Here is a 21,517-nt window from a genome sequence, read left to right as displayed (position 1 = left end):
AAGGGAATTGGTTAAGGATGAATTATTTATGGTTTTGTGTAAGGAAAAAGGATAATGGAAGTGTTCTTTTATTAACTTGAATACAGTCTAAATCCTTGATATTATATTATTCCTTGGTTTATAAACATAATTTACAGGAAGGGTTTCTGTTTTGAGCTATTCTATATTGTTTTTGAGCTTTAAACGTATCAGAATAGGTACTAAAATCGATAGAGGAGTTATCAAAAACTTCAAAAGGCGTGTTTCCGTTTAAGTTTAGTTGTGGTCGTTGTAAATTGTATGTCTCGATGGCATTATGGAGTATTTGTTCGAGCTTATTTAGGGAGTTAATCTGTTTAGGATATAGAAATTGATATTTAAGAACTTTATTAAAAGCCTCAATCATAGAATTTGAAAACAACACATCTCGTTGTGCTATTTTATGCTGAAGGTTTCCGCATGAGGCATCGATAAGGGAACTAACATTGATGTTTACATTTTCAGAACCACCATCTGTTAAAAATAGGGTTTGTTTTGGTTTGTATTTCAGATAAGCACTTTGTAATAGGTGTCGTATAACTTTTCCTGAGCTGTGCTTTTCAATTTGATAGCCCAAAACCATTTTAGAAAAGTGATCCATTAATATATGGATGTAGTGTTTTACACCGTCATGAGTTTTAAAAATAGTAACATCCGCACACCATACCTGGTTCGGTTTTGTCGTTTTAAGCGGGTTATAATTATTAGGCTTAACAATGATATTATTACCAGTAAAACCTAAAAGATTACAGTATTTGTAAAAAGTGGATAGGCCACAGGTAAGGGCGTTATCTCTAATAGCTTTCAAGTAAATGGACGATTTTGACCAGTATCTATAAGTATCATGATTCATATAGTTTTTTATGGTTCGCACTTCGCTTGCTAAGAGTTGATTTGGCATTTTTCTTGAGCACCATTTATAATAATAGGATTCACATTTATGAATAAGTATTGTTTTGTAATTTTCAAAGGAACTTCTAGAGATATTGAAAAGTTTTAGTGCTTTATTTATTGGTATTGTCTGTTTTACAGATTCTACGGAATTAACCACCAATTCCATGTTGTTTTTAATAAGCGATTTAACCCCCTTAGCTTTAGAGGTGATATGGTTTATGGTATCGGAGAGTTTGAAATAACATTCGATTACGGTTTTAATTTTTGTAGATTGGTTAAAACGTTTAATTAAATCGATTTCTTGATTGATAAACTCGGAAAGTTCAGAGCCTTTATATTTGCTTTTAGGTTCTTGTTTCCATCGTGAAATATTAGAACTAGGGATATTAATTGTTAAATATTCAGGAATATGTTCTTCTAAGCCTAATCTGTAATAATGCTTTACACAAGTGTCCCAAGACTGACGTTTTATACTAGATTGAATTTCGATAAATATTCTTTTTAAAGCCAAAATTCAGAATTAAAATTCGATTAATGTTAAGGTAAAACCTTAGATTTGGTAAGGTTAAATGCAAGTATATATGTTTTTTTACCCAGTTTTAATCACTAATTATTGTGTTGGATACGAATTGGATATATATAAATAGATATGTTTAAATTTAACTATTCAAAATATTTTAGGAATCACTTAGGATTATTAAGAAACATTTTAGTAATAGAGTAGTGGTCGGTTTCTTTTAACAAGGGGTGTTTTGGTAAGTATTAGTAAATGTAAATATGGTGTTGATATCTTGTCAACCTTCAAAAAAAAAACACTAACATTTCATTGTTATATAGAATACTTTAATCTTCAAATAATATTTACCTTTGGGAAATAATACCAATTTAACTGAAAGAGAAAATATGCTTGAAAAGCAAAATATAGAATGGAAGGAAACGTGGAGAAATGAGTACTTTGAATGGATTTCAGCTTTTGCGAATTCAGAAGGAGGAAAATTATTAATAGGAGTAAATGACGCAGGAGAAATTGTTGGAGTAGATGATTACGAAAAATTACTTGTTAATTTACCAAATCAGATAAGAGATTTGTTAGGTTTGTTTTGTGAGGTAAATCATCATAATAAAGAGGGCTTGGATTATATTGAGGTTATTGTTCCTGCAAGTTCTAGTCCTATTTCTTATCGCGGTAAGTTCTATAGAAGAAGTGGGAGTACAACACAAACTTTAAATGGGAATGCACTTCAAGATTTTCTATTAGTTAAATCCAATCAGACTTGGGATAAAATTCCTTTAGAGAATGTTACTATTAATGATATTGATATGCGGGCAGTTGAGAATTTTAGGCAGAGTGCAATGCGAACTGGGAGGCTGCCATCTATTAAAAATATTAGTGATCCAGAAACGATACTGAAAAAATTAGATTTAATAAATGATGATGGTAAATATACTCGTGCTGCTATTCTATTGTTTGGTAAACAACCTACTAATTTTTTTACTAATGCATATCTAAAGATTGGAAAGTTTGGAGATTCGCCAACTGATCTTATTGCTCAAGATGTTATAGAAAGCAATGCATTTGAATTAGCAGAAAAAACAATTGAAATATTAAATGCTAAGTATTTAGTTAGAAATATTAGTTATGAAGGACTTAGTCGTATAGAGACACCAGAATATCCATTTGAAGCAATTCGAGAGGTTCTTTTTAACGCAATTATTCATAGAACTTATATAACTACACCAATCACAATTAGGTTATATGATGACCGTATCACCATATGGAATATAGGAAGCCTACCTGAACAACTTTCTGCTGAGGATTTAAAAATCGAACATAATTCTTATCCGAGGAATGAATTAATGGCTAATATTTTTTATAAGGGAGGTTATATTGAATCTTGGGGGCGAGGCACATTAAAAGTTATTGAAGAATGTGAAAATCACGGATTGATTGAACCACTTATAGTGGAAAAAGGAGGAGGGGTATCAGTAACTATTTTTAAAGATATATATAATGACAAGTATCTTTCAAATTTAGATTTAAATGATCGGCAAAAGCAAGCGATAATATACGTTAAAGGTAACGGTTCTATAACCAGTAGTGTGTATGTTGAAAAATTTAAGGTGGCCAAACGAACAGCGATAAGGGATATAGATGTTTTAGTTGAATTGAATCTTCTAAAGAAAAAAGGGTTGAGTAAAAATACACAATACGTAATTAATGTATCGGGTTATGAAGTATAGTTTGGCACAAAAATGGCACGAATGAAATATTCACATTGCTTGTATTATAAATGTTTTTAAGGAGCACTTTTTAAATATATATATTTAAATGGCACAAAAATGGCACAAAAATGGCACAAAAATGGCACGAAAGCAGATTGGTATGATATAGGATTAAAATTTTGAAGGATAATTTATCCATCACCTAACCGAAAATAATATTTATTATACTATTTTGGCTAAATTTGATAAGTGAATGTCAAATATCTTTTTTAATATGTCCTATAGCGTGTCCTGTACTCTTTTGTTAAATCTAAGTATTTGAAAATTAAATATTTGTGATTTTTAATTGAGTCCTGCCACCCCGACTAACTTGATTCAAGTAGCAATATAAACACTGTTAATCTATTGATTTTCAGTGTTTTTTGTTTTTGGTGCTATTATATAATATCATAAGATATCATATTAAAGGTGAGTCATTCGGTGAGTCGTTTTTAGAAGCGTCTCTAGATCAAATAGTTGTACATTTAAAGGACTTTAAAGGGTAATTTTTGTTTGTCATTCATAAAACAAATGTTCAATTAAAGCTTTGTAAGATGCAAACAACAAACACATTCGCGATTATTTTCTTCACAAGAAAATCTAAAACAGACTCGAAAAATTTATCTATTTATGCACGAGTAACTGTTAATGGAAAACGCTCGGAAATTAGTCTTAAAAGACATGTTTTATTGAGTCAATGGGATAGCTCCAAGAGTAGAGGTAAAGGGAAGTCAAAGGAGATAACTGTCTTAAATACGTATTTGGATCAAGCCTATATTAAGTTACTGGATTGTCATAGACAATTATTAGAACAAGGTGACCTTATTACTTCAAAAACTATAAAGGCTAAATATTTAGGGGAGGGTGATGTTTATAAAACACTAACAGATTTAATAACGTATCATAATACAACTATGCTTCATGTTTTGAAGCCTGGGACTATGAAAAATTATTATACTACCGAAAAGTACTTAAAGCAATTTTTAAGTACTAGTTTAAAAGTAGATGATGTGTATTTGAAACAATTAAATTATCGTTTTGTAACAGATTTTGAATTCTTTTTACGACTCTTAAAAAATGTAAAGGGTAGTCTGTCATTAGCCAATAACGGGGTAATGAAACATCTAGAGCGTTTTAAGAAGATTTTGAATTTAGGCGTTAAATTAGAATGGATTGAAAAAAATCCCTTTGAAAAAATTAAATTAAAGTTCGATAAGCATGATAGGGCTTATCTGACAACTAAAGAGCTGCAGTTTTTAGAAGATACTCATTATTATAATGATAGATTAGAGAGGGTTAAGGATTGTTTTTTGTTTGCGTGTTACACGGGTTTATCCTTCATAGATGAAAAGAATCTAATTAAAAAACAAATTACTAAGGGTATCGACGGTAACTATTGGATTTTTACAAGACGAGAAAAAACATCCCAAACCGTTAAGGTGCCAATTCTTCCCAAAGCAATGCAAATTATAGAAAAATATAAAGATTATTCAACAGATTATGTTTTTCCCATGATATCGAATCAGAAAACAAACAAATATTTAAAGGAAATAGCTATAGACTGTAACATTCAAAAGAAACTAACATTTCACGTCGCGCGACATACTTTTGCAACAACAGTAATGCTATCAAATGGTGTGCCTATAGAAACGGTTTCAAAACTATTAGGCCATACAAAATTATCGACAACTCAAATTTATGCAAGAGTAGTTGAGAGCAAGATTAGTGAAGATTTTAATAAGTTGTTGAATAAGTTTGAAAGTATGGATGAAAGTAATAGAAGTATTATTAATTTTTAGAAAGTTAGTTTTACCAATCATAGAATAGGTGGCATTAAGAATATTTAAAAGAAGAATAAGATAAAATTGTGTCAATCTCTATTATAATTTACCTTTTAATTTGTACTATAAAATTATTATTTTTTATGTGGAGAATAGGAGTAATTCACTTGGTCGTGTATTTTGTGGTTTTTTTTGTGTTTAGAACCTTGGTTTGTCAATCAGATAGCAAGGAGGTTTTAAAAAACGATTATCTAAAAAATGAGGGTAATAACCAAGCTATGAAAGTAGATACCTTAAAATCTGTAGATTTTTCAAATAAGTTAAATTTGTTACCGCAACGCCAGTAGTTGTTCTTATTTTAGGGAAGTTTACAATCTCTTAGAGATTGTAAAGAATGATATTCCTTTTTAATAATTTGGTTATTTTTATAAAACATGACTTTCGAATTCAAACACATTATAGATGCCTACTTAAATGCTAAACAAAAGCATTTAGACTGTGTATTGGCAACTGTTGTGCATTTAGAAGGCTCATCATATAGAAAGCCTGGGGTTCGAATGTTAATAAAATCTAACGGTGGAATAGTAGGAGCCGTAAGTGGCGGTTGTGTAGAACAAGAGGTAAAGCGGCAAAGCGACTCGGTTTTTAAAACGGCTGTTCCTAAAGTTATGACATATGATGGCCGTTACCGATTAGGTTGCGAAGGCATATTATATATTTTAATCGAACCATTTTCATTAGATTTAAGTATAATAAATAAATTTCGGTCATATTTAAAACAAAGGATACCTATTCAAATTACTTCTTTGTTTTCAACAGAGGTAAGTACAAATAAAAGTTATGGTTCGTACTTTTTATTTCGTGATGAAAAAAATTGGTTTTCAAAATATAATTGCCCTCAAGAGGAAAATAAGCTTATGGAATTTAAAGATATCCTGCCTGCTCGTTTTCGACTAATTATTTTTGGAACCGAGCATGACACTGTTCAACTATGTAAATTTGCACATAGCATGGGGTGGGAAACAGTGGTTGTCGCTGGATTATCTGAACATAAATCTTTAAATGATTTTCCAGGTGCTAATGAGTTGTTATATTTTGAAAATATCGATTTTAATGCCTTGTGTATAGATAAATTAACAGCTATAGTTTTAATGTCACATAACTACGCTCGAGATTTGAGAAATCTGCTAGCGTTAAAACATACTTTGCCCATATATATTGGTCTTCTTGGACCTGTAAAACGCCGAGAAAAATTAATTTCTGAAGTGTTAGAACTTCAATTCGAGATGCTTGATGAAGCTTTTTTAGACGTCATCTATGGTCCGGCAGGATTAAATATTGGTGCAGAGACTCCACAAGAGATTGCTGTGTCTATTGTTTCTGAAATATTATCGGTTGTAAGGCAACAGCACCCTATATCTTTAAGGGAGAAAACAGGACATATTCATGCCTAAAGTTGATGCATCTCTAAATTTAAAAGTTATTATTCTTGCTGCGGGGTCGTCTTCCAGAATGGGACGTCCTAAACAATTATTACCATGGGGAAATACAACACTTTTAGAGCATAGTTTGCACACTGTTTTAGAACTAGAATCATTGGAGACTTTAGTCGTTTTAGGTGCTAATTTTAATCTAATAAAAGAACATATTATTAATTACCCAGTAACCATCTTAGATAATAAAACGTGGCAAGAAGGGTTGGGGAATTCTATTGCGTTTGCAGTTAATTATATTTGTAAGTCTTCAGAAAAAGTGGATGCTGTACTTATTGTATTAGCAGATCAACCTTTTATACGTCCTTCCTACCTAAAGGATATGATGGCATCATTTCAAAAAATAAAAAACAGATTTTGGCATCTGAATATTTCAATTCAAAATTAGGAGTTCCTGTTATTTTTGATGCTTTTTATTTTTCAGAATTAAGAAAACTAGGAGAAGATATTGGCGCACAATCTGTTTTAAAATCATTTTCATCTCACGTTATTAGGTGTAAGCCCGATATGGAAAATTTTGATTTGGATACAAAATCGGATTATGATGAATTGTATAGTAAAACATTCGATATCTAGCCGAGGTGTTTTTTGTTGAATTTCTTTCTTATTTAATTTTTTCAATTTTAAAAGATGCAATGCGTAAATAGGACTTTGTCAAAACGAGACGATAGTTTCATTTTTTAGCTAATGAATATTTTGTGCTACTTTAATAGGCAATAAGTTAAGTTTAAACTTGTACTCAGGTAAAATACGTTAAGTGAAAGGTAATTATTAATATTTCTTTAACATTTATTAAATTTAATTTTACATCCGATCAAAGAGTTTAAATTATAAATATGATAACAAAACAGGTGTTTTGTTACATATAATTGCTTATTTGTGCGTTTTTGGTCAAACAGATTATTGTTTAAAACAAGCTAATTAAAATCAAACTAATGAAAAGAAAAGAAGGTTTAACTGTAGGGAAAATACAGGGTAAAATTGTTCTATTACTATGTTTAGTTTTGTGTACCGGGATGTATGCCCAAAACCAAACACAGACGATTACTGGAGTAGTTAAAGGAGAGGATGATATGCCTTTACCTGGGGTTTCTGTCCTTTTAGAAAAGGAAGGAAAACGTACTGGGGCTGTCACCGATTTTGATGGGGTATTTTCTATTGAAGCAGCAATGGGAGATGTATTGAAGTTTAGTTATTTAGGTATGACTCCGCAATCCCTAAAGGTAAAGTCGGCTACTATGAATGTTACCATGGTAGAAGAGGTGGATGCCTTAGAAGAAGTTGTTGTAATTGGTTACGGAACAGTTAAAAAGAAAGAACTAACTGGTGCAGTAGCACAAGTTAAATCAGATGATTTAGAGAAAATCGTAACTTCAGATTTGTCATCTGCATTACAAGGACAAGCAGCTGGTGTGAATGTTATCACATCGGCAACTCCAGGAGGAGATTCAGAAATTTTAATTCGTGGTATAACGTCGTTAAGCGATAATACGCCGCTATATGTTGTAGATGGTATAGTACAAGAAGGAGATCCAAGAATTCCACCTTCAGATATTGAGACTATCGATATCTTAAAAGATGCAGCTTCTACTGCAATCTATGGTTCTCGTGGTGCTACAGGGGTAATTATTATTACAACCAAACAAGGTGAAGCTGGGGCGTTGCAAGTAAGACTTAATGCAAGTTATGGTATTACGCATAGAAATAAGGCAGTGCCACTAATGAATTCTGTAGAGCAAACCTATTTTGATATAGTTACACAAAGAAATATTACTGGAGCCTCAGACGATGATGCGGCTTTAAGTTTACAATTATTGAATAATGCCTATTCGTTCCAGAACGAGACCGATTTAAATAGTTTAATATTTAATAACGATGTTCCAGTACAGAATTATAACGCGAATATTTCTGGAGGTACAAATTCTATTACCTATAACGTTTCGTTAGGATTTTACAGCCAGGAAGGGCTTCAAATTAACTCAGGTTACGAACGTTTTAATGTAAGGTCTAATACGGTTTATGAAAAAAATAAATTAAGGTTACAAACAAGTGTAGGTTTATCTGTAGACGATAGAGACATTCCTCAAGGAAACTTAGTGTCTCAAGCCATAGTATATAATCCCACCCAAAATAGTTTAGATCCAGATTATTATGATGTACTTGACGGAGGAGATGGAGACGATGTAAATCGACTAAACTGGGTTTTAGAAAGTATTAGAACAACCCAAGATGTTAGATCGGTTAGAACGAATGCTTCTTTAAATGCAAATTACGAAATTACAGATGATCTTTCTGCAGCAGTAAACACAGGTATAACAACTACAAATACCTATGGTAGTGAATACAGACCATATCAAGAAGTTGTTAGTGATAAAGGTGTGGTTCAAACCTCGCCTTCTAATAGCTATATTAGAAGGTCTAGTGGGTTTAGAACAAGTTTTAGTGTAGATGCTGGTTTAACTTATAACAAGAAAATTAACGATCATGATCTTACTTTTACTTTGTTTACAACGTTCGAAAAATATAAAAACGAGCAATTTGCAGCACAGCGATTAGGAGCTACTAATCCAGATTTAGATGTGTTAGATGGTGCTACGGGAGATCAAAGTGTATCGTCTGGTTTCGATTATACAGATACAAGAATTGGTACTATTGGTAGAATACAGTACAACTACAAAGATCGCTACATATTAAGTTCTAGTATTCGTCGTGATGGGTCCTCTAAATTTGATGCAGATCAGCAATGGGGAACATTCCCATCGGTTGCTGCGGCTTGGAATATTTCGGAAGAAAATTTTTGGTCAGGTATGAAAAAGACGATTAATAGCTGGAAGGTAAGATTGTCTTATGGTTCTGTGGGTAACGACAGAATTAGATCTTACGAATTTTCTCCAGTGATCTCTCAAGATATTAACTACGTGGGTTACAACGGTACTAACGAGACCTTAAATTTAGGTGCAACACAAACTAGTTTAGCAAACCAGTTACTAAAATGGGAAACCACTACTACAAGTAACATAGGTATGGATTTCGCTTTCTTCAAGAATAAATTAACCTTATCTGCAGAATATTATTACGCGAGTAAAGAAGATATGTTATTTCCAGTGTTTTTACCATTATCTGTGGGAGGTGGATATAATGCAACAGTAACGTTAAACGTAGGTAATATGGTGAATAGTGGTGCCGAATTAACTATGGGTTACCGCATGAAAACAGGAAAGGTAAATTGGAGAATGAACGGAACATTTTCAACCAACACCAACGAGATTACTAAAATTAATGGTAATACAGACTTTTTATTTACAAACGATAATGGTTTAGTTGGTAGAGCTCCAGCTCAATCTAGAGTAACAGCTTTATCTGTTGGTCATGAAGTAGCATCGTTCTTTTTATGGCGAACAAACGGTATCGTAGATACTGAAGAAAAATTAGCAGAATATCAAAAAATAGATAGCGGTGCACGAATGGGAGATGTCATTTTTATAGACCAAAATGGTGACAATATGTTAGATGATAACGACCGTGTGTATAGCGGAAGTGGTTTACCTGATTTCGAAATTGGTTATAATTTAAACTTAACCTATAAAAGTTTCGATTTCTCAATGAACTGGTACGCAGCAATTGGGCAGGAGATCATGAATGGTTTTGATGCTTGGGCTTATGGTTTTGGAAGACATAAAGATCAAATCTATCAATGGTCTGAAGCTAACCCAGAAACATCAATACCTGCTTTTAGAGGAGATATAAGAACCCATAGAAACTTTATAGGATATAGCGATTTATATCTTGAAGATGGATCTTATTTACGATTAAGACAAGCTACAATAGGTTATAGTTTACCTAAAAAAACAAGCGAAAAATTAGGATTAGCAAGATTCAGACTTTACGCTACAGCACAAAACGCTTTAACATTTACAAGTTATTCTGGTTATAACCCTGAAATTGGAGGTGGAATTGCTGGTAAAGGTTTAGATAAAGGAACAGGGCCAACATCGGCACAATATTTATTAGGACTTAATTTGAATTTTTAAGACGAAGAATCATGAAGAATACAATTATAAAAGCATTTTTAGGACTATTAATCATCGGAAGTTTTTCCTCCTGTCAGGATAACGATTTTTTAGATGAAGTTAATCCGAATGAAATTTCTAAAGATAGTTATTGGAGAAATCTAAAAGAAACAGGTACTGGTTTAAATGCGGTGTATAAAATTTTACACAGCCCATTTTTAATCAATATTATAGAGGAAATGCAACGGTCGGATATGGGATACCCAGGTTATGGTCGCCCTGTACCTCAGTTCACAGAGCCATTTTATAACCATACATACACAGCAAGTTCTGATGAAATAGCTGAAAAATGGTACACAAATTATCAAGGTATTTTTAGAGCCAATCAGGTTATTGAAGCTTTAGAGAATATTGAAGGTACAGTAAGCGATAGAGAAGAATGGATTTCTCAAATGGCACAAGCACGTTTTTTTAGAGGCTTATTTCATTTCTATCTTTACACAACTTTCAACGATGGTAAAATTGTGATCCGAGATAAAGTTGCGGTTACCGAAGCAGATTTTGCGAAACCGTTATCGCCCAAAGTAGAAGTAGTAGCTTTTGTACGTGAAGATTTAAAATATGCATACGAGCATCTGTATAAAAATGGAGAATATCCAGATGGAGATTTAAGTAGGGTTACTTCTGGGGCAGCTGCAACAATATTAGGTTCTACTTATTTATACGAATTAGAATATAATATGGCGATGCCTTATTTTGATGATGTTATTTATAACCATGGGTATCAGTTAGAATACGATCCTGCTAAATTATTTACCACCGCGGGAGAATTCAATAAAGAGTCAATTTTGGAAATTAACTTTTCAGAAGATTTTATAAGAATTGAATTAAGTAGATGGAATGGTGATTCTGGAACCAATTGGTTAAATCAGCAAACTTCAGGAACACGAGGAGCTACTGGTCCTGCATGGATTGCTTATGAGTACAAAACAGAACCAATGGATCCATTAGATGATAGAAATTATTATAATAATCCAATTTCAGGAGTTACTCAACGAAATGTGCCTTTACGAGCTTCGGCCATGATGGCATTGGTAGAAGATACTCAAACCGAGTACTACAAAGCTCCAACTAGTGAATATACCCGTTTTAATGGTACAGCTTGGGGATTTGCATGGTGGAAGAAATACACTAACCACGATATTGTGGCTTCAGAAACAGAATTGCCTTATAATTCTGCTACTCTTTCTAGTAAAAATGTGGTGCTAAATAGGTTGGCCGATGTTATGCTAATGCAGGCAGAATGTAAAATTAAAACAGGCGATGTTGATGGCGCATTAGAGCTAATGAATGAAATTCGTAAACGATGGGGCTTAGTATTATTAGGACCATCAGGATCAGACTCGGCACACACTTACGATGAGATAAATTATACTGCCGAAACATTAATGCATCAATTAATGTACAAAGATAAGCCGTTAGAAATGGGGGCTGAAGGGCATTGTATTAGATGGTTAGATTTTCAACGATGGAAAAAATCAGATAATTATGGTTTTGAAGATCGCTTAAGAGAATTGTCTAATATGACGTTTTATGGTGTTAACTTTATTTATAGCAATGATGAAGGAGAAACGGTAACTAAAGCCAACTTCCCATCATTAGTAGCTCAAGATCCAGGAGTAAATCGAGTTATTGTGGATTATGAATATGATAAGCCTGCTTTAAATTATTCAGAAGCCACACATGGTACCTATCCAATACCTTTAGATGAAAGAAATACAAACAACTAATTAAAAATAAAGAGATGAAAAATATAAAATTAATTCTACCTATTTTATGTGTGCTGCTAGGTTTTAGTTGTTCAGATGATGATTACGTAGAGTATACAGCGCCAGATGACCTTTCAGACGTGTCCTGGATTATAAGTATTGATAAATTTGCAGTAAATCCATTTAGTGTTAACATAGACACGTTTATGTCGTTTTTCGACCTCTCGCAAGGTACTGTAAGTCATGAATGGCAAATTGAGGAAGGGAATCATTTTCTTAAATCTGGATTTGCACCAAATGATACTTTAGCAAACTTTATTGATGAAGCTGCTGGATTAAAAATTGATACAGAAAAAGCACATGTGTTATTTAATAATCCAGGAATAAATAAAGTAAGATTGTTAAATAAGTTTAAACATCCTGTAAGCTATAACGGAAAAGATGGAAAAATAGAAGCGGTACAAGAAGGCGATTTATGGGTCATAGATACCTCTTTTGTTTTTGATGTTTATGAAAATATAAAACCTGCTTTTAAAGTGTTTCAAAACGATGCTGTGGTTTTAGATGTTTTAGCCGATGATATGCCTTTGCTTAAGGATTCTTTAAGTTGGCCAGAAGTAGAAGTAGAAGCAGGAGGGGAATTAGTGTTTGAAGATGCCACAACTGTTGGACGTCCAAATGCTAGGTCGTGGGTTGTACCTCACGGAACGCCTGCCCAAACTGGGGGTGTTACGGCAGTAATAAAATTTTATAAACTCGGGACCTATAATGCGGGTAGTATGAAATCTTCACGTATAAACGAGCTTCCAAAGTATAATACTGAAAAATTAATACCATTAAGAGTTAAGGTAATTCAATCTACGCAACCATTTGTTTTCGATGGCAATTTAAAAGAACTAGAAAACGAAACAATTACGTTCCGAGTAAACGGTGAAATAGCTCCATTTACAGGCCAAGAACAAAATTTTCAAGTTCATGTAGTGAATTCAGTCTCTGGATTCGACCAGATAGTTCCGGTACACTCTGCTAAGGTAAGCAGCAACAGTACAATAATGGAGTTAAAACTGACGCAGCCAATTTATAATTCTGATGAGATTACTGTGACCTACACTAGTGATGGGGGCATACAATCTTTAGATCAAAGAACGCTGCAATCCTTTGGGCCAGAAACTGTCTCTATGCATATTGGCAACAATATTCTTAAGTCTGGAAGCTGGGCAAGTTATGAAATTTATATGGATGCTTTAAATCGAGGATATTTAGGACCTAATGGCGCATTTTGGGTAGGAGCAAACAATACAGCACAAGATCCTAATTGGTCTAGAACAGAAGAACGCGCTTCTAACGGCCTAGCATCTGTTAAACTTTCTGTAGAAGAGCTTTCAAAAAATTTCCAATTATTTTCTTATGGTTTAGGAACTATAGATTTGGTAGAAGCGGGTACTTACGAAGTGTCTTATATGGTGTATTTAGATCCAAATAGTTCTATAACAGCGTTTAGAACCTATGGTGATATCGTTCCAGAATTTGGTCAATCATGGGATCTTTCAGGTGTAACCAAAGGACAATGGACACAGGTTAAACAAATTATTACAGTTCCTGCAATTACCGAGAAATTGAAATTAACATTATTAGTTTCTCCAGATGATAATCCAGGGGCAGGTGTAGGAAGACAAACCATATACTTTGATGATTTTGCCTTAAAAGTAGTAGAAGTAAGACCTTAATTAAATTAGATAATGATGAAAAATATTATAAAATATATAAGCCTTTTTATGCTAGCACTCTTTGTGTTGGCTTGCGAAGAAGAATCGAATTTTAAAGAACCAGATATTTCTTTAGTTCCGGTGTATTCTATAACCAATATAGTTGGTCAAAATGCACCCTATAAACTAAATGTATATCAAGAAACGCCTTTAACCATAGAGTATATAACAGAGGTAAATGCAAAGAATTATGAATCTATGAATTATACAGATAATTCTTCAGCTGCTAGTATTGATGTTATGTGGAGTGTAGAAAAGGAACGTACTATGCCAGATTTAGATGGCGATGGTGAAGATGATATCGAGACGTACCAAGTAGACTATAACCTTACGGGAGATAGAGATTTTGGAGAAGGTACGTTAATGGCAATATCTAATTATCAAGATGGTAATGTAGTAACAATAGAATATACTGGTGTAAAAATAGACGAAATAGAGGTCTATAATTAGTTAACTTGTAATTTAATTTGGTTAGAAAAGGGTAAAGCGCATCTGTGTTTTATCCTTTTTTTTATAACATGTTAGGTGAGATTAGAAGAAAGCTGGAGCGACTACAATTGTTAAATCGCAGAAAAGAGACACATCTATTATCTCATGTTTTTAATAAAAGTGCCTATCCTATCAAGCTATTTTAATTAGAAATTATAAGTTCTGCGGTGTTGTGTTTATAATAATTAGTATAAATGTGTAGTGGTTCAGGCGAAATACGCGATGCTCTTTACGTAATTATCTAGTAGGATGCACAATCAGAATGTAAAATCGGTGTAGCGTATAAGGGTGAATCATGTGGATATCGGAAAATAGATCTGGAAGTGAATTTTAAAAATTTGAAATCGTTAAAATCGTGTTTTAAGATGTTATAAAGGAATTGAAGTATAGAAAGAACTTCAGGTTAAAATGCTAGATGATTTTTGACTATTTTTAGGAGAGATTGTTTGAGTGCTATTTGTAGACTGTAATACCTTGTAAACGGAAATAAAAACACCCTTCTGATTAAAGCATCAAAAGGGTGTTTTATTAAAAGTGGGGTTGTAAAATCTTATTTTTTAACAAATTTCTTTATAGAAACACCTGTGTTGGTAGTTAGTCTAAGCATGTATAAAGCGTTTTTTAATGTAGAAATATCTATAACATCGTTTACATTTTTAAGAGATAATACCGATTTTCCTAACACATCAAAAATTTCAGCTTTTTCAATTTTAGTAGAACTATTAATATAAAGCACATCTTCTGCTGGGTTTGGATACAGAGCAAAGTCTGAAGTTTTAAGATCAGGTGTAGATAGTGTACTCGATTTTACATCTAACACTATTTCATTTACGAAAATACTTGTAATGTTATAATCTACACCTTCAATCCCTTGAAAAGGATTATAGTTGTATAGCATTAAATATGCACCATCACCTACAATAGCATCATAAACCACTTGATTAATTCCAGTAACAGTAATAGTCTCAGATGTTTCGTCAGAAGTTAAATTTCTAATTCTAGAGCTTAATACTGTACTCGCAGCATCTTCAGCGATTTCAATTTCTACAATAATTTCGTAGGGTCCTTTATCTGCCTGAGAAATTGTTGGGTTCTTATCGAAATTACCCATGCCTTGCGAGGCTAAAAATACTTGGTTGTCTGCCGCTGCCGAAGATTTAATTATAACACCTTCTCTATTGTCGCGACTAGATCCTGTAAGCGTAGTATTGGTTTGAAATCCTACTAATAAAAAAGATTCTTCTGCTAAAAAATCAAGTTCATCGCCACCCAACCGTGTGGTAACTTTGGCAGACAACACATCTCCAACCTTTTCTGTTTAAAAGGTATATTGTAAACACATAACTGCCAATTCGCTTTTAAATTTACTATTTGGTCGTTATCTCCGTCTACACGCCAAGCACCGCCTCCATAACTCCAGTCTGCATGATTTCCCAGATTAGTTGTTACTTCGGTAGTGTGATAGGAGTCATCAGAGAAATCTACAACTACTTGTGCGCTTGAAACCGTGGTTGCGGCCAAAGCAATTAGAATACTTGAGTAAAGTTTTTTCATAATATTAATTTTAGATGAATAGTTAATACTCAAATTAAATGAATATATAGGTTAAGCATTTTGCATTAATTACCTTCCACTAACTGTTTTTTATCCTGTTTTTAATTCTAATGATTACTTGATGCTGATTTAAAGCTTTTTGTAGCCGATCCTGTGCTTGTATATACTTTGTGTTGTCTAATCCTAAAATTAGGTTGTTTACAATGTTTTGTTGATTTCGTAAAAAATGAGAATTATATTAGTGAAAATTTAAAATCTATGCTTGCTTATTGTTAATTATTTTACTCGAATGTTTGAAAATTATTATATTTACATCATATTTGGGGTAATATTCAGTTGTTATCATTATTATTTATCATGATTTATAGCTTATTTATTCGATACTCAGAATAAAAAGTGTCATAAATCCTTAATATCTCATTCTATGAAACTAGTCTTAAAAAACACCGAGAATTTTGTAAATAAACGCGTTAATATTTATAAGAGATCTGTTCCTTGTTTAGATCAATCTTGGCATTATCATGCAGAATTCGAATTGTTATATATTTCGGAAAGTAGTGGGATTAGGTTTGTAGGAGATAGCGTTTCGCCATTTTATCCTGGCGATTTGGTTTTGGTTGGGTCGTATTTGCCGCACTTGTGGCGAAATGATGAATCGTATTACGAAGGGCAAAAGGACTTAATGGTAAATACTACGGTTATAAAATTTACAGACAATTTTATGGGAGAAGGAACTTTTGAAAACCCTGAATTTTCTGAGGTTAAAAAAATGCTAGAACTGTCTAAGTATGGCTTGTCGTTTGACAAATCGGTTAGCGATAGCATTCGAGAGGAGTTACTTGAAATTACAGATTTGTCTAAAGGCTACCAGTCTATCTCACTTTTAGAAATTTTGTACAAACTGTCTTTAACCGAAAACAAAAAAGTATTATCTACAACAGATATGCGTCAATTTACGTCGGAATCTCCAGATCGTTTAGATGCTGTAATTAAATACATATCCGAAAATTATAAGAATGATATTAGTTTAAACGATGTAGCAGAAGTTGCATGCATGACCACCAATTCATTTTGTAGATTCTTTAAAAAGCTTACAAATAAATCGTTTACCGAGTTTTTAAATCAGGTTAGAATCAGAAATGCATCGCGTATGCTCGTACAAGAAAATAGTCCGATTTCGGAAATATGTTATAGTGTAGGCTACAAATCTATTCCTAATTTTAATAAGCAGTTTAAACAAATTATGGGGCTTACACCCAAAGCTTACCGTTATAAATTATAGTAAATAATTTCAGAATTAAACGCAAATCGTTTTCAGTTCTACAATTATAAACTCACTTTTAGAGTATAAAACCTTTTTTGTTTCAACTATGTTATTCATTTAGTTTTCTTAGGGTAAAATAGTGTTAGTAGTGGTTAATTTTAGCTGATTTAGTCTTCTTGTATTTTATTTAATTTGTTTCATATTAGATAGTCTGTTTTTCCTTGTTTTGGAAAATGTAGCGTGTTAATTTGATTGAAATGAAAAAGATAACAAGACCACCTGTTTATAAACAAATTTTAAAATATTCATTAGCAGTACTCTTTGCAAGTTTTTTACTAAACTGTACTAGTGATGATGCTTCAGGTTCTAGCACTACAGATCCGGATGTTACAGACCCCGAGGTTTACGACCCAAGTTTACCATTGTCCGATCAAGAGAATAATGGGAATTGGAAAATCAATACCGCCGTAAGCGATGAATTTGAAGCAGAAACTTTAAACGAGGATAAATGGCTTATCCAAGGTAGAAACGGGGAATATCAATCGAATTTTGTAGGAAGAGCACCATCTCAATTCAGTACAGATAATGTAAGGCTAGAAGATGGTAAATTAAAATTGGAAACCCGATGGGAGCCAGATTATAATTTTTCTCCAAAAGTAGATGCAGATGGAACAAAATATGAAAACATAACTACTGCTGCGGTAATTGCGAAAAGCGAATTTTTATATGGCTATTTAGAAGTGAAAGTTAAAGCTGCCGATGCCGAAATTACGAGTTCCTTTTGGGGAACAGGAGGTAATACAGAATTTGATTTTTTCGAAATGTTTGGAGATCATAAGCAAGAAAATAAATTGTGGCGGGATCGCGAACTATGGTGGTCCATTCACGATTGGACTCCAGAGGGGAAAGGACATACAACTTATACAGAAAATCATGACTTAGGATTCCGAGTAGCCGATGAATTTCATGTGTATGGGTTCGATTGGAGCGAAGCAGGTATTAAAATTTATGTAGATGGCGAGTTGTTTACCCAAGCATCAGTAAGTCAAATTAACGCGTATGATGATAGTATTCATAATGGAGGAAACGGATCTAAAGAAAACTATGTGGTTACGAAACCATTAAAATTATGGTTCGATCAAGAAACGTTTCCTTGGCACGGTGTTCCAGACTCTAAAGAAGAAGTTGGTGAACATGGAACTATCGATTTTGAGATTGAATATTTAAGGGTTTGGCAAAAAGGGTAATCTATAAATTGTATATATGTTTAAAAGTATTTTCAACGTATTAGTGGGGGTTATGATTTTTAGTGTTGGGGTAGGATGTAAATCCAAAACAATGCCCGAAAATTCTTCTAAGATTATAAGTGTTAACAAGGTTGTGCCTTTTTCCGATCCGGATAATACGGGAAATTGGGTGCTTAATGATGCGGTTAGCGACGAGTTCGAAGCACCAGCCTTAAATGAAGAGCGTTGGTATGTAGTGGGTAAATTCGAGAATGGTAAACCTGTATATAAACATCCCGATAAGCCTAATAAAAAAGTATGGAAGGGGAGAGCGCCTTCACAGTTTTCAGGTAGAAATTACCGTTTAGAAGAAGGTAAATTGGTTTTAGAAACGCATTGGGAACCAGATTTTCCATTCGAAAAAGAGGTACATACACCTGTTTTTGGAGATGCCTTACCTTATGAAAACCTTACGACTGCTTGTTTAATAGGACGTCGAGAGTTTAAATACGGTTATATAGAAATAAAAAGTAAAGCTGCAGATGCTGAGGTTTCAAGTGCATTTTGGGCCATGGGAGATAAGTTAGAAATTGATTTTTATGAATTATTTGGAGGTGTTTCAGAAAAAAATATAAGCCATTTAGACAGTCAGCTTTGGTGGTCTATTCGGGATTGGAATAAAATTTTGAAAGGTAAGCCTACATACACAGAAAAAAAGGATTTAGGGTTTAGAGTGGCAGACGATTTTCATGTTTATGGTGTAGAATGGGACGAAAACGGAATGAAATATTTTGTAGATGGCAAGCTGTTTTCAGAAGTGACAGCAGATCAAGTCACAACTTGGGCGAAGGAAAATCGCGACGTTCCAGATCAATACAATGGTTATGTCGCTACTAAACCAATTAGTTTATGGTTAGATCAAGAAACGTTTCCTTGGCATGGATATCCAAAAAGCAAATCAGATTTAGAACGTAACAGTCCTGAAGGAGACAAAGATGATGGTGTAGTTGATTTCGAAATTGAATATGTTCGTGTATGGCAAAAGAAATAATATTAATAACTCAGTAACTTAAAACAATTCTCATGAAAAAAATACTTTTACTACTATTAGTGCTGGTTTCATTTTCTACCATGTATGGTCAAAATAAATCCCAACAAAAGAAAATTGATTATTTTGTAAATGCGGCAGATAAAGAATTTAATCTAAATGAATCGCAGCATAAAGCACTACTTGATGCACGTAATGCTTACATAACAGACTATATGGGGGTTATGAAAGATTTTAAATCGGGATCTATAACCGCCGAGGAAAAAAAATCTAAACTAAACGACGTTAATACTAATTTTAATACTACGTTTTCCCAAATTGCAGGAAAAACACCTAAAGAATTACAGGATTTTTCTAAGCGTATGCAAGTAGAGCTTAAAAAAGTTTAAATCATTGTGTATTTTATTTTAATGGTAAAAATGTCTTGTAAAAACAGTTCTTGTTTTTCGAGGCATTTTTTATTTAATACCCTGGTATGATATTATATATTCTTTATTAACAGTAAAGAAGTGGCTTAAGTGCAATAATTTACGCAATTAAAAGGATGGGTAAGTAAAAATGGGGTAAAATTGATTTTCTCTAGGGTAATTTCTTAGGATTAAAACCTTAAGATTATATATAATTTAGTCTCTTGTAAATGAATAAACAAATACGCGTTTATTACTACAATTAATAATTAGGAATGATATTATACGATTGATTTATAGTAATTTGTAGTTTAATTGAATTTTTACTAACATCTGGGGATTCGTGTAGTAATGTGTAACCAACCTTGAAAAATTTAAAATATGATAATTGAAAAAATAGAAACCTTTATATTAAAAGATAAACTTTCTAAAAGCTTTTTCTTTTCGCAATGGGAATATTCTGAACGTTGTATTTGTGTTGTGAAAATCACGGCATCAAACGGACAATATGGTTGGGGTGAAGGCTACGGTCCAGCAACTGTATTAGAAGCCGGTATAAAAATGTTAGAAGCAACAGTTGTAGGAGAAAATCCTTTATTAAACGAAGTTATCTGGAATAAAATGTATCGAAAATCTCTCGATTTTGCAAGACGTGGCGTTTTGGTAGCTTCTATGAGTGCCATAGATATTGCCATTTGGGATTTAAAAGGAAAGGTTTTGGGTTTACCAATTTCAACTCTGTTAGGTGGGGCACATCGTACTAAAATCATGCCTTATGCAACAGGTATGTATTTTACAGATTTTGAAAATCCTGCTAGAGATTTTGAAAAGGAAGCTAAATCTTATATTGCTCAAGGTTTCAAAGCCATGAAAATGAAAGTGGGCTTAGGTATAAAGGCAGATGTTGAAAATGTTAAAAAAATGCGTGAGTATATTGGGCCAGACATTAAGTTAATGGTCGATTCTAATCATGCATATACTTTAAGAGAAGCTACAGAATTAGCAAGAAAAATTGAAAAATACGATATTGGTTGGTTCGAAGAGCCTATTTCGCCAGAGTTTTACGGTCAGTATAACGAATTAAGACAAAAAACAACCATTCCAATTTCTGGTGGTGAATGTGAATATTTAAGATTTGGGTTTCAACAACTCATTCAAAATAAATCGGTAGATATAATTCAACCCGATATTTGTGCCAGTGGGGGATTAACAGAGGCTAAGCGTATTTCGGCACTTGCGAGTGCAAATGGCGTAGATCTTATTCCGCATACATGGGGAACATCTATAGGTATTCATGTCGCCTTACATTTTATTTCAAATTTAGAATCCATTCCAGGACGAATGTATCAACCAGAGTTTTTAATAGAATACGATCAGACAGAAAATGGGTTAAGAGAAAAACTGACTTATCCGTCTATAGTCATGAAAGACGGATATCTCGAGGTTCCAAACAGACCTGGATTAGGTATCGATATCGATGAGGATGTATTACAAAAGTATAGCATTCATAAAAGCGAGACCGTATTAAAATAATAT

At 33.1% G+C, this 21,517-nt stretch carries 18 protein-coding genes; 15 read left to right on the top strand and 3 right to left on the bottom strand.

What is annotated here, in order from left to right:
• Positions 1–118 precede the first annotated feature (118 nt).
• On the bottom strand, positions 119–1,423 hold the full coding sequence (locus A9D35_RS03395) for a DDE-type integrase/transposase/recombinase (protein ID WP_066219041.1): 1,305 nt from the start codon (positions 1,421–1,423) through the stop codon (positions 119–121).
• Between the two features lie 356 nt (positions 1,424–1,779).
• Between A9D35_RS03395 and A9D35_RS03390 the strand changes: the two genes are divergently transcribed.
• The 10 genes from A9D35_RS03390 (at position 1,780) to A9D35_RS03350 (ending at position 14,443) form a co-directional block, all read left to right on the top strand.
• Positions 1,780–3,153, top strand: a complete 1,374-nt coding sequence (locus A9D35_RS03390) for an ATP-binding protein (RefSeq protein ID WP_083191599.1) — start codon at positions 1,780–1,782, stop codon at positions 3,151–3,153.
• Positions 3,154–3,683: 530 nt separating this feature from the next.
• Positions 3,684–4,973: a site-specific integrase gene (locus A9D35_RS03385; RefSeq protein WP_369692141.1), complete on the top strand. Its 1,290-nt coding sequence runs from the start codon at positions 3,684–3,686 to the stop codon at positions 4,971–4,973.
• Between the two features lie 125 nt (positions 4,974–5,098).
• The gene (locus A9D35_RS03380; protein WP_066219033.1) at positions 5,099–5,302 is read left to right on the top strand and encodes a hypothetical protein; all 204 of its coding nucleotides are present in this window, start codon (positions 5,099–5,101) and stop codon (positions 5,300–5,302) included.
• An 87-nt stretch (positions 5,303–5,389) separates the two neighbouring features.
• On the top strand, positions 5,390–6,409 hold the full coding sequence (locus A9D35_RS03375; RefSeq protein ID WP_066219030.1) for an XdhC family protein: 1,020 nt from the start codon (positions 5,390–5,392) through the stop codon (positions 6,407–6,409).
• A complete protein-coding gene (locus tag A9D35_RS03370; RefSeq protein ID WP_083191598.1) occupies positions 6,402–6,836 on the top strand; it encodes a nucleotidyltransferase family protein in 435 nt (144 codons plus the stop codon). Before A9D35_RS03375 ends, A9D35_RS03370 begins: the two co-directional genes overlap by 8 nt.
• The gene (locus A9D35_RS18285) at positions 6,806–7,024 is read left to right on the top strand and encodes a glycosyltransferase family protein (protein ID WP_083191597.1); all 219 of its coding nucleotides are present in this window, start codon (positions 6,806–6,808) and stop codon (positions 7,022–7,024) included. Before A9D35_RS03370 ends, A9D35_RS18285 begins: the two co-directional genes overlap by 31 nt.
• A gap of 359 nt (positions 7,025–7,383) precedes the next feature.
• Complete coding sequence (locus A9D35_RS03365; RefSeq protein ID WP_066219025.1) at positions 7,384–10,479, top strand: SusC/RagA family TonB-linked outer membrane protein; 3,096 nt, start codon at positions 7,384–7,386, stop codon at positions 10,477–10,479.
• Positions 10,480–10,490: 11 nt separating this feature from the next.
• Positions 10,491–12,248: a RagB/SusD family nutrient uptake outer membrane protein gene (locus tag A9D35_RS03360; protein WP_066219023.1), complete on the top strand. Its 1,758-nt coding sequence runs from the start codon at positions 10,491–10,493 to the stop codon at positions 12,246–12,248.
• Between the two features lie 14 nt (positions 12,249–12,262).
• A complete protein-coding gene (locus A9D35_RS03355; RefSeq protein WP_066219020.1) occupies positions 12,263–13,954 on the top strand; it encodes a hypothetical protein in 1,692 nt (563 codons plus the stop codon).
• 48 nt (positions 13,955–14,002) lie between these two features.
• Positions 14,003–14,443, top strand: coding sequence for a hypothetical protein (locus A9D35_RS03350; protein ID WP_141675463.1), 441 nt, complete (start codon positions 14,003–14,005; stop codon positions 14,441–14,443).
• A 589-nt stretch (positions 14,444–15,032) separates the two neighbouring features.
• Here the strand turns inward: A9D35_RS03350 and A9D35_RS03345 are convergent.
• Complete coding sequence (locus A9D35_RS03345) at positions 15,033–15,782, bottom strand: T9SS type A sorting domain-containing protein (RefSeq protein WP_141675462.1); 750 nt, start codon at positions 15,780–15,782, stop codon at positions 15,033–15,035.
• Entirely contained in the window at positions 15,728–16,036 is a 309-nt protein-coding gene (locus A9D35_RS18490) for a hypothetical protein (protein WP_141675461.1), read from the bottom strand. The genes A9D35_RS03345 and A9D35_RS18490 overlap by 55 nt, the downstream gene beginning before the upstream one ends.
• Before the next feature lie 424 nt (positions 16,037–16,460).
• Here A9D35_RS18490 and A9D35_RS03340 point away from each other — a divergent pair, with 424 nt between their 5' ends.
• From A9D35_RS03340 to A9D35_RS03320, 5 genes are all read left to right on the top strand, one after another.
• On the top strand, positions 16,461–17,318 hold the full coding sequence (locus A9D35_RS03340) for an AraC family transcriptional regulator (RefSeq protein WP_066219011.1): 858 nt from the start codon (positions 16,461–16,463) through the stop codon (positions 17,316–17,318).
• 239 nt (positions 17,319–17,557) lie between these two features.
• A complete protein-coding gene (locus A9D35_RS03335) occupies positions 17,558–18,547 on the top strand; it encodes a family 16 glycosylhydrolase (protein WP_066219009.1) in 990 nt (329 codons plus the stop codon).
• Positions 18,548–18,563: 16 nt separating this feature from the next.
• Positions 18,564–19,577 carry a family 16 glycosylhydrolase gene (locus tag A9D35_RS03330; protein ID WP_235817841.1) on the top strand — a complete coding sequence of 338 codons (1,014 nt, stop codon included), beginning with the start codon at positions 18,564–18,566 and terminating at the stop codon, positions 19,575–19,577.
• 32 nt (positions 19,578–19,609) lie between these two features.
• Positions 19,610–19,963 (top strand): hypothetical protein, encoded by a 354-nt coding sequence (locus A9D35_RS03325; RefSeq protein WP_066219006.1) that lies wholly within the window; start codon positions 19,610–19,612, stop codon positions 19,961–19,963.
• 399 nt (positions 19,964–20,362) lie between these two features.
• Positions 20,363–21,514: a mandelate racemase/muconate lactonizing enzyme family protein gene (locus tag A9D35_RS03320; RefSeq protein WP_066219004.1), complete on the top strand. Its 1,152-nt coding sequence runs from the start codon at positions 20,363–20,365 to the stop codon at positions 21,512–21,514.
• The last annotated feature ends 3 nt before the right edge of the window (positions 21,515–21,517 follow it).

The sequence above is a fragment of the Formosa haliotis genome, from assembly GCF_001685485.1.
Classification (GTDB): Bacteria; Bacteroidota; Bacteroidia; order Flavobacteriales; family Flavobacteriaceae; genus Formosa; species Formosa haliotis.
This window is presented reverse-complemented; position numbering and strand designations above follow the sequence as displayed.

Bases quoted from the DNA above. Each gene is read 5' to 3' on its own strand.
- A9D35_RS03365 (WP_066219025.1), top strand. From the start codon at position 7,384: ATGAAAAGAAAAGAAGGTTTAACTGTAGGGAAAATACAGGGTAAAATT.
- A9D35_RS03335 (WP_066219009.1), top strand. From the start codon at position 17,558: ATGAAAAAGATAACAAGACCACCTGTTTATAAACAAATTTTAAAATAT.
- A9D35_RS03370 (WP_083191598.1), top strand. From the start codon at position 6,402: ATGCCTAAAGTTGATGCATCTCTAAATTTAAAAGTTATTATTCTTGCT.
- A9D35_RS18490 (WP_141675461.1), bottom strand. From the start codon at position 16,036: ATGAAAAAACTTTACTCAAGTATTCTAATTGCTTTGGCCGCAACCACG.
- A9D35_RS03350 (WP_141675463.1), top strand. From the start codon at position 14,003: ATGCTAGCACTCTTTGTGTTGGCTTGCGAAGAAGAATCGAATTTTAAA.
- A9D35_RS03355 (WP_066219020.1), top strand. From the start codon at position 12,263: ATGAAAAATATAAAATTAATTCTACCTATTTTATGTGTGCTGCTAGGT.
- A9D35_RS03325 (WP_066219006.1), top strand. From the start codon at position 19,610: ATGAAAAAAATACTTTTACTACTATTAGTGCTGGTTTCATTTTCTACC.
- A9D35_RS03330 (WP_235817841.1), top strand. From the start codon at position 18,564: ATGTTTAAAAGTATTTTCAACGTATTAGTGGGGGTTATGATTTTTAGT.
- A9D35_RS03380 (WP_066219033.1), top strand. From the start codon at position 5,099: ATGTGGAGAATAGGAGTAATTCACTTGGTCGTGTATTTTGTGGTTTTT.
- A9D35_RS03320 (WP_066219004.1), top strand. From the start codon at position 20,363: ATGATAATTGAAAAAATAGAAACCTTTATATTAAAAGATAAACTTTCT.
- A9D35_RS03360 (WP_066219023.1), top strand. From the start codon at position 10,491: ATGAAGAATACAATTATAAAAGCATTTTTAGGACTATTAATCATCGGA.
- A9D35_RS03375 (WP_066219030.1), top strand. From the start codon at position 5,390: ATGACTTTCGAATTCAAACACATTATAGATGCCTACTTAAATGCTAAA.
- A9D35_RS03340 (WP_066219011.1), top strand. From the start codon at position 16,461: ATGAAACTAGTCTTAAAAAACACCGAGAATTTTGTAAATAAACGCGTT.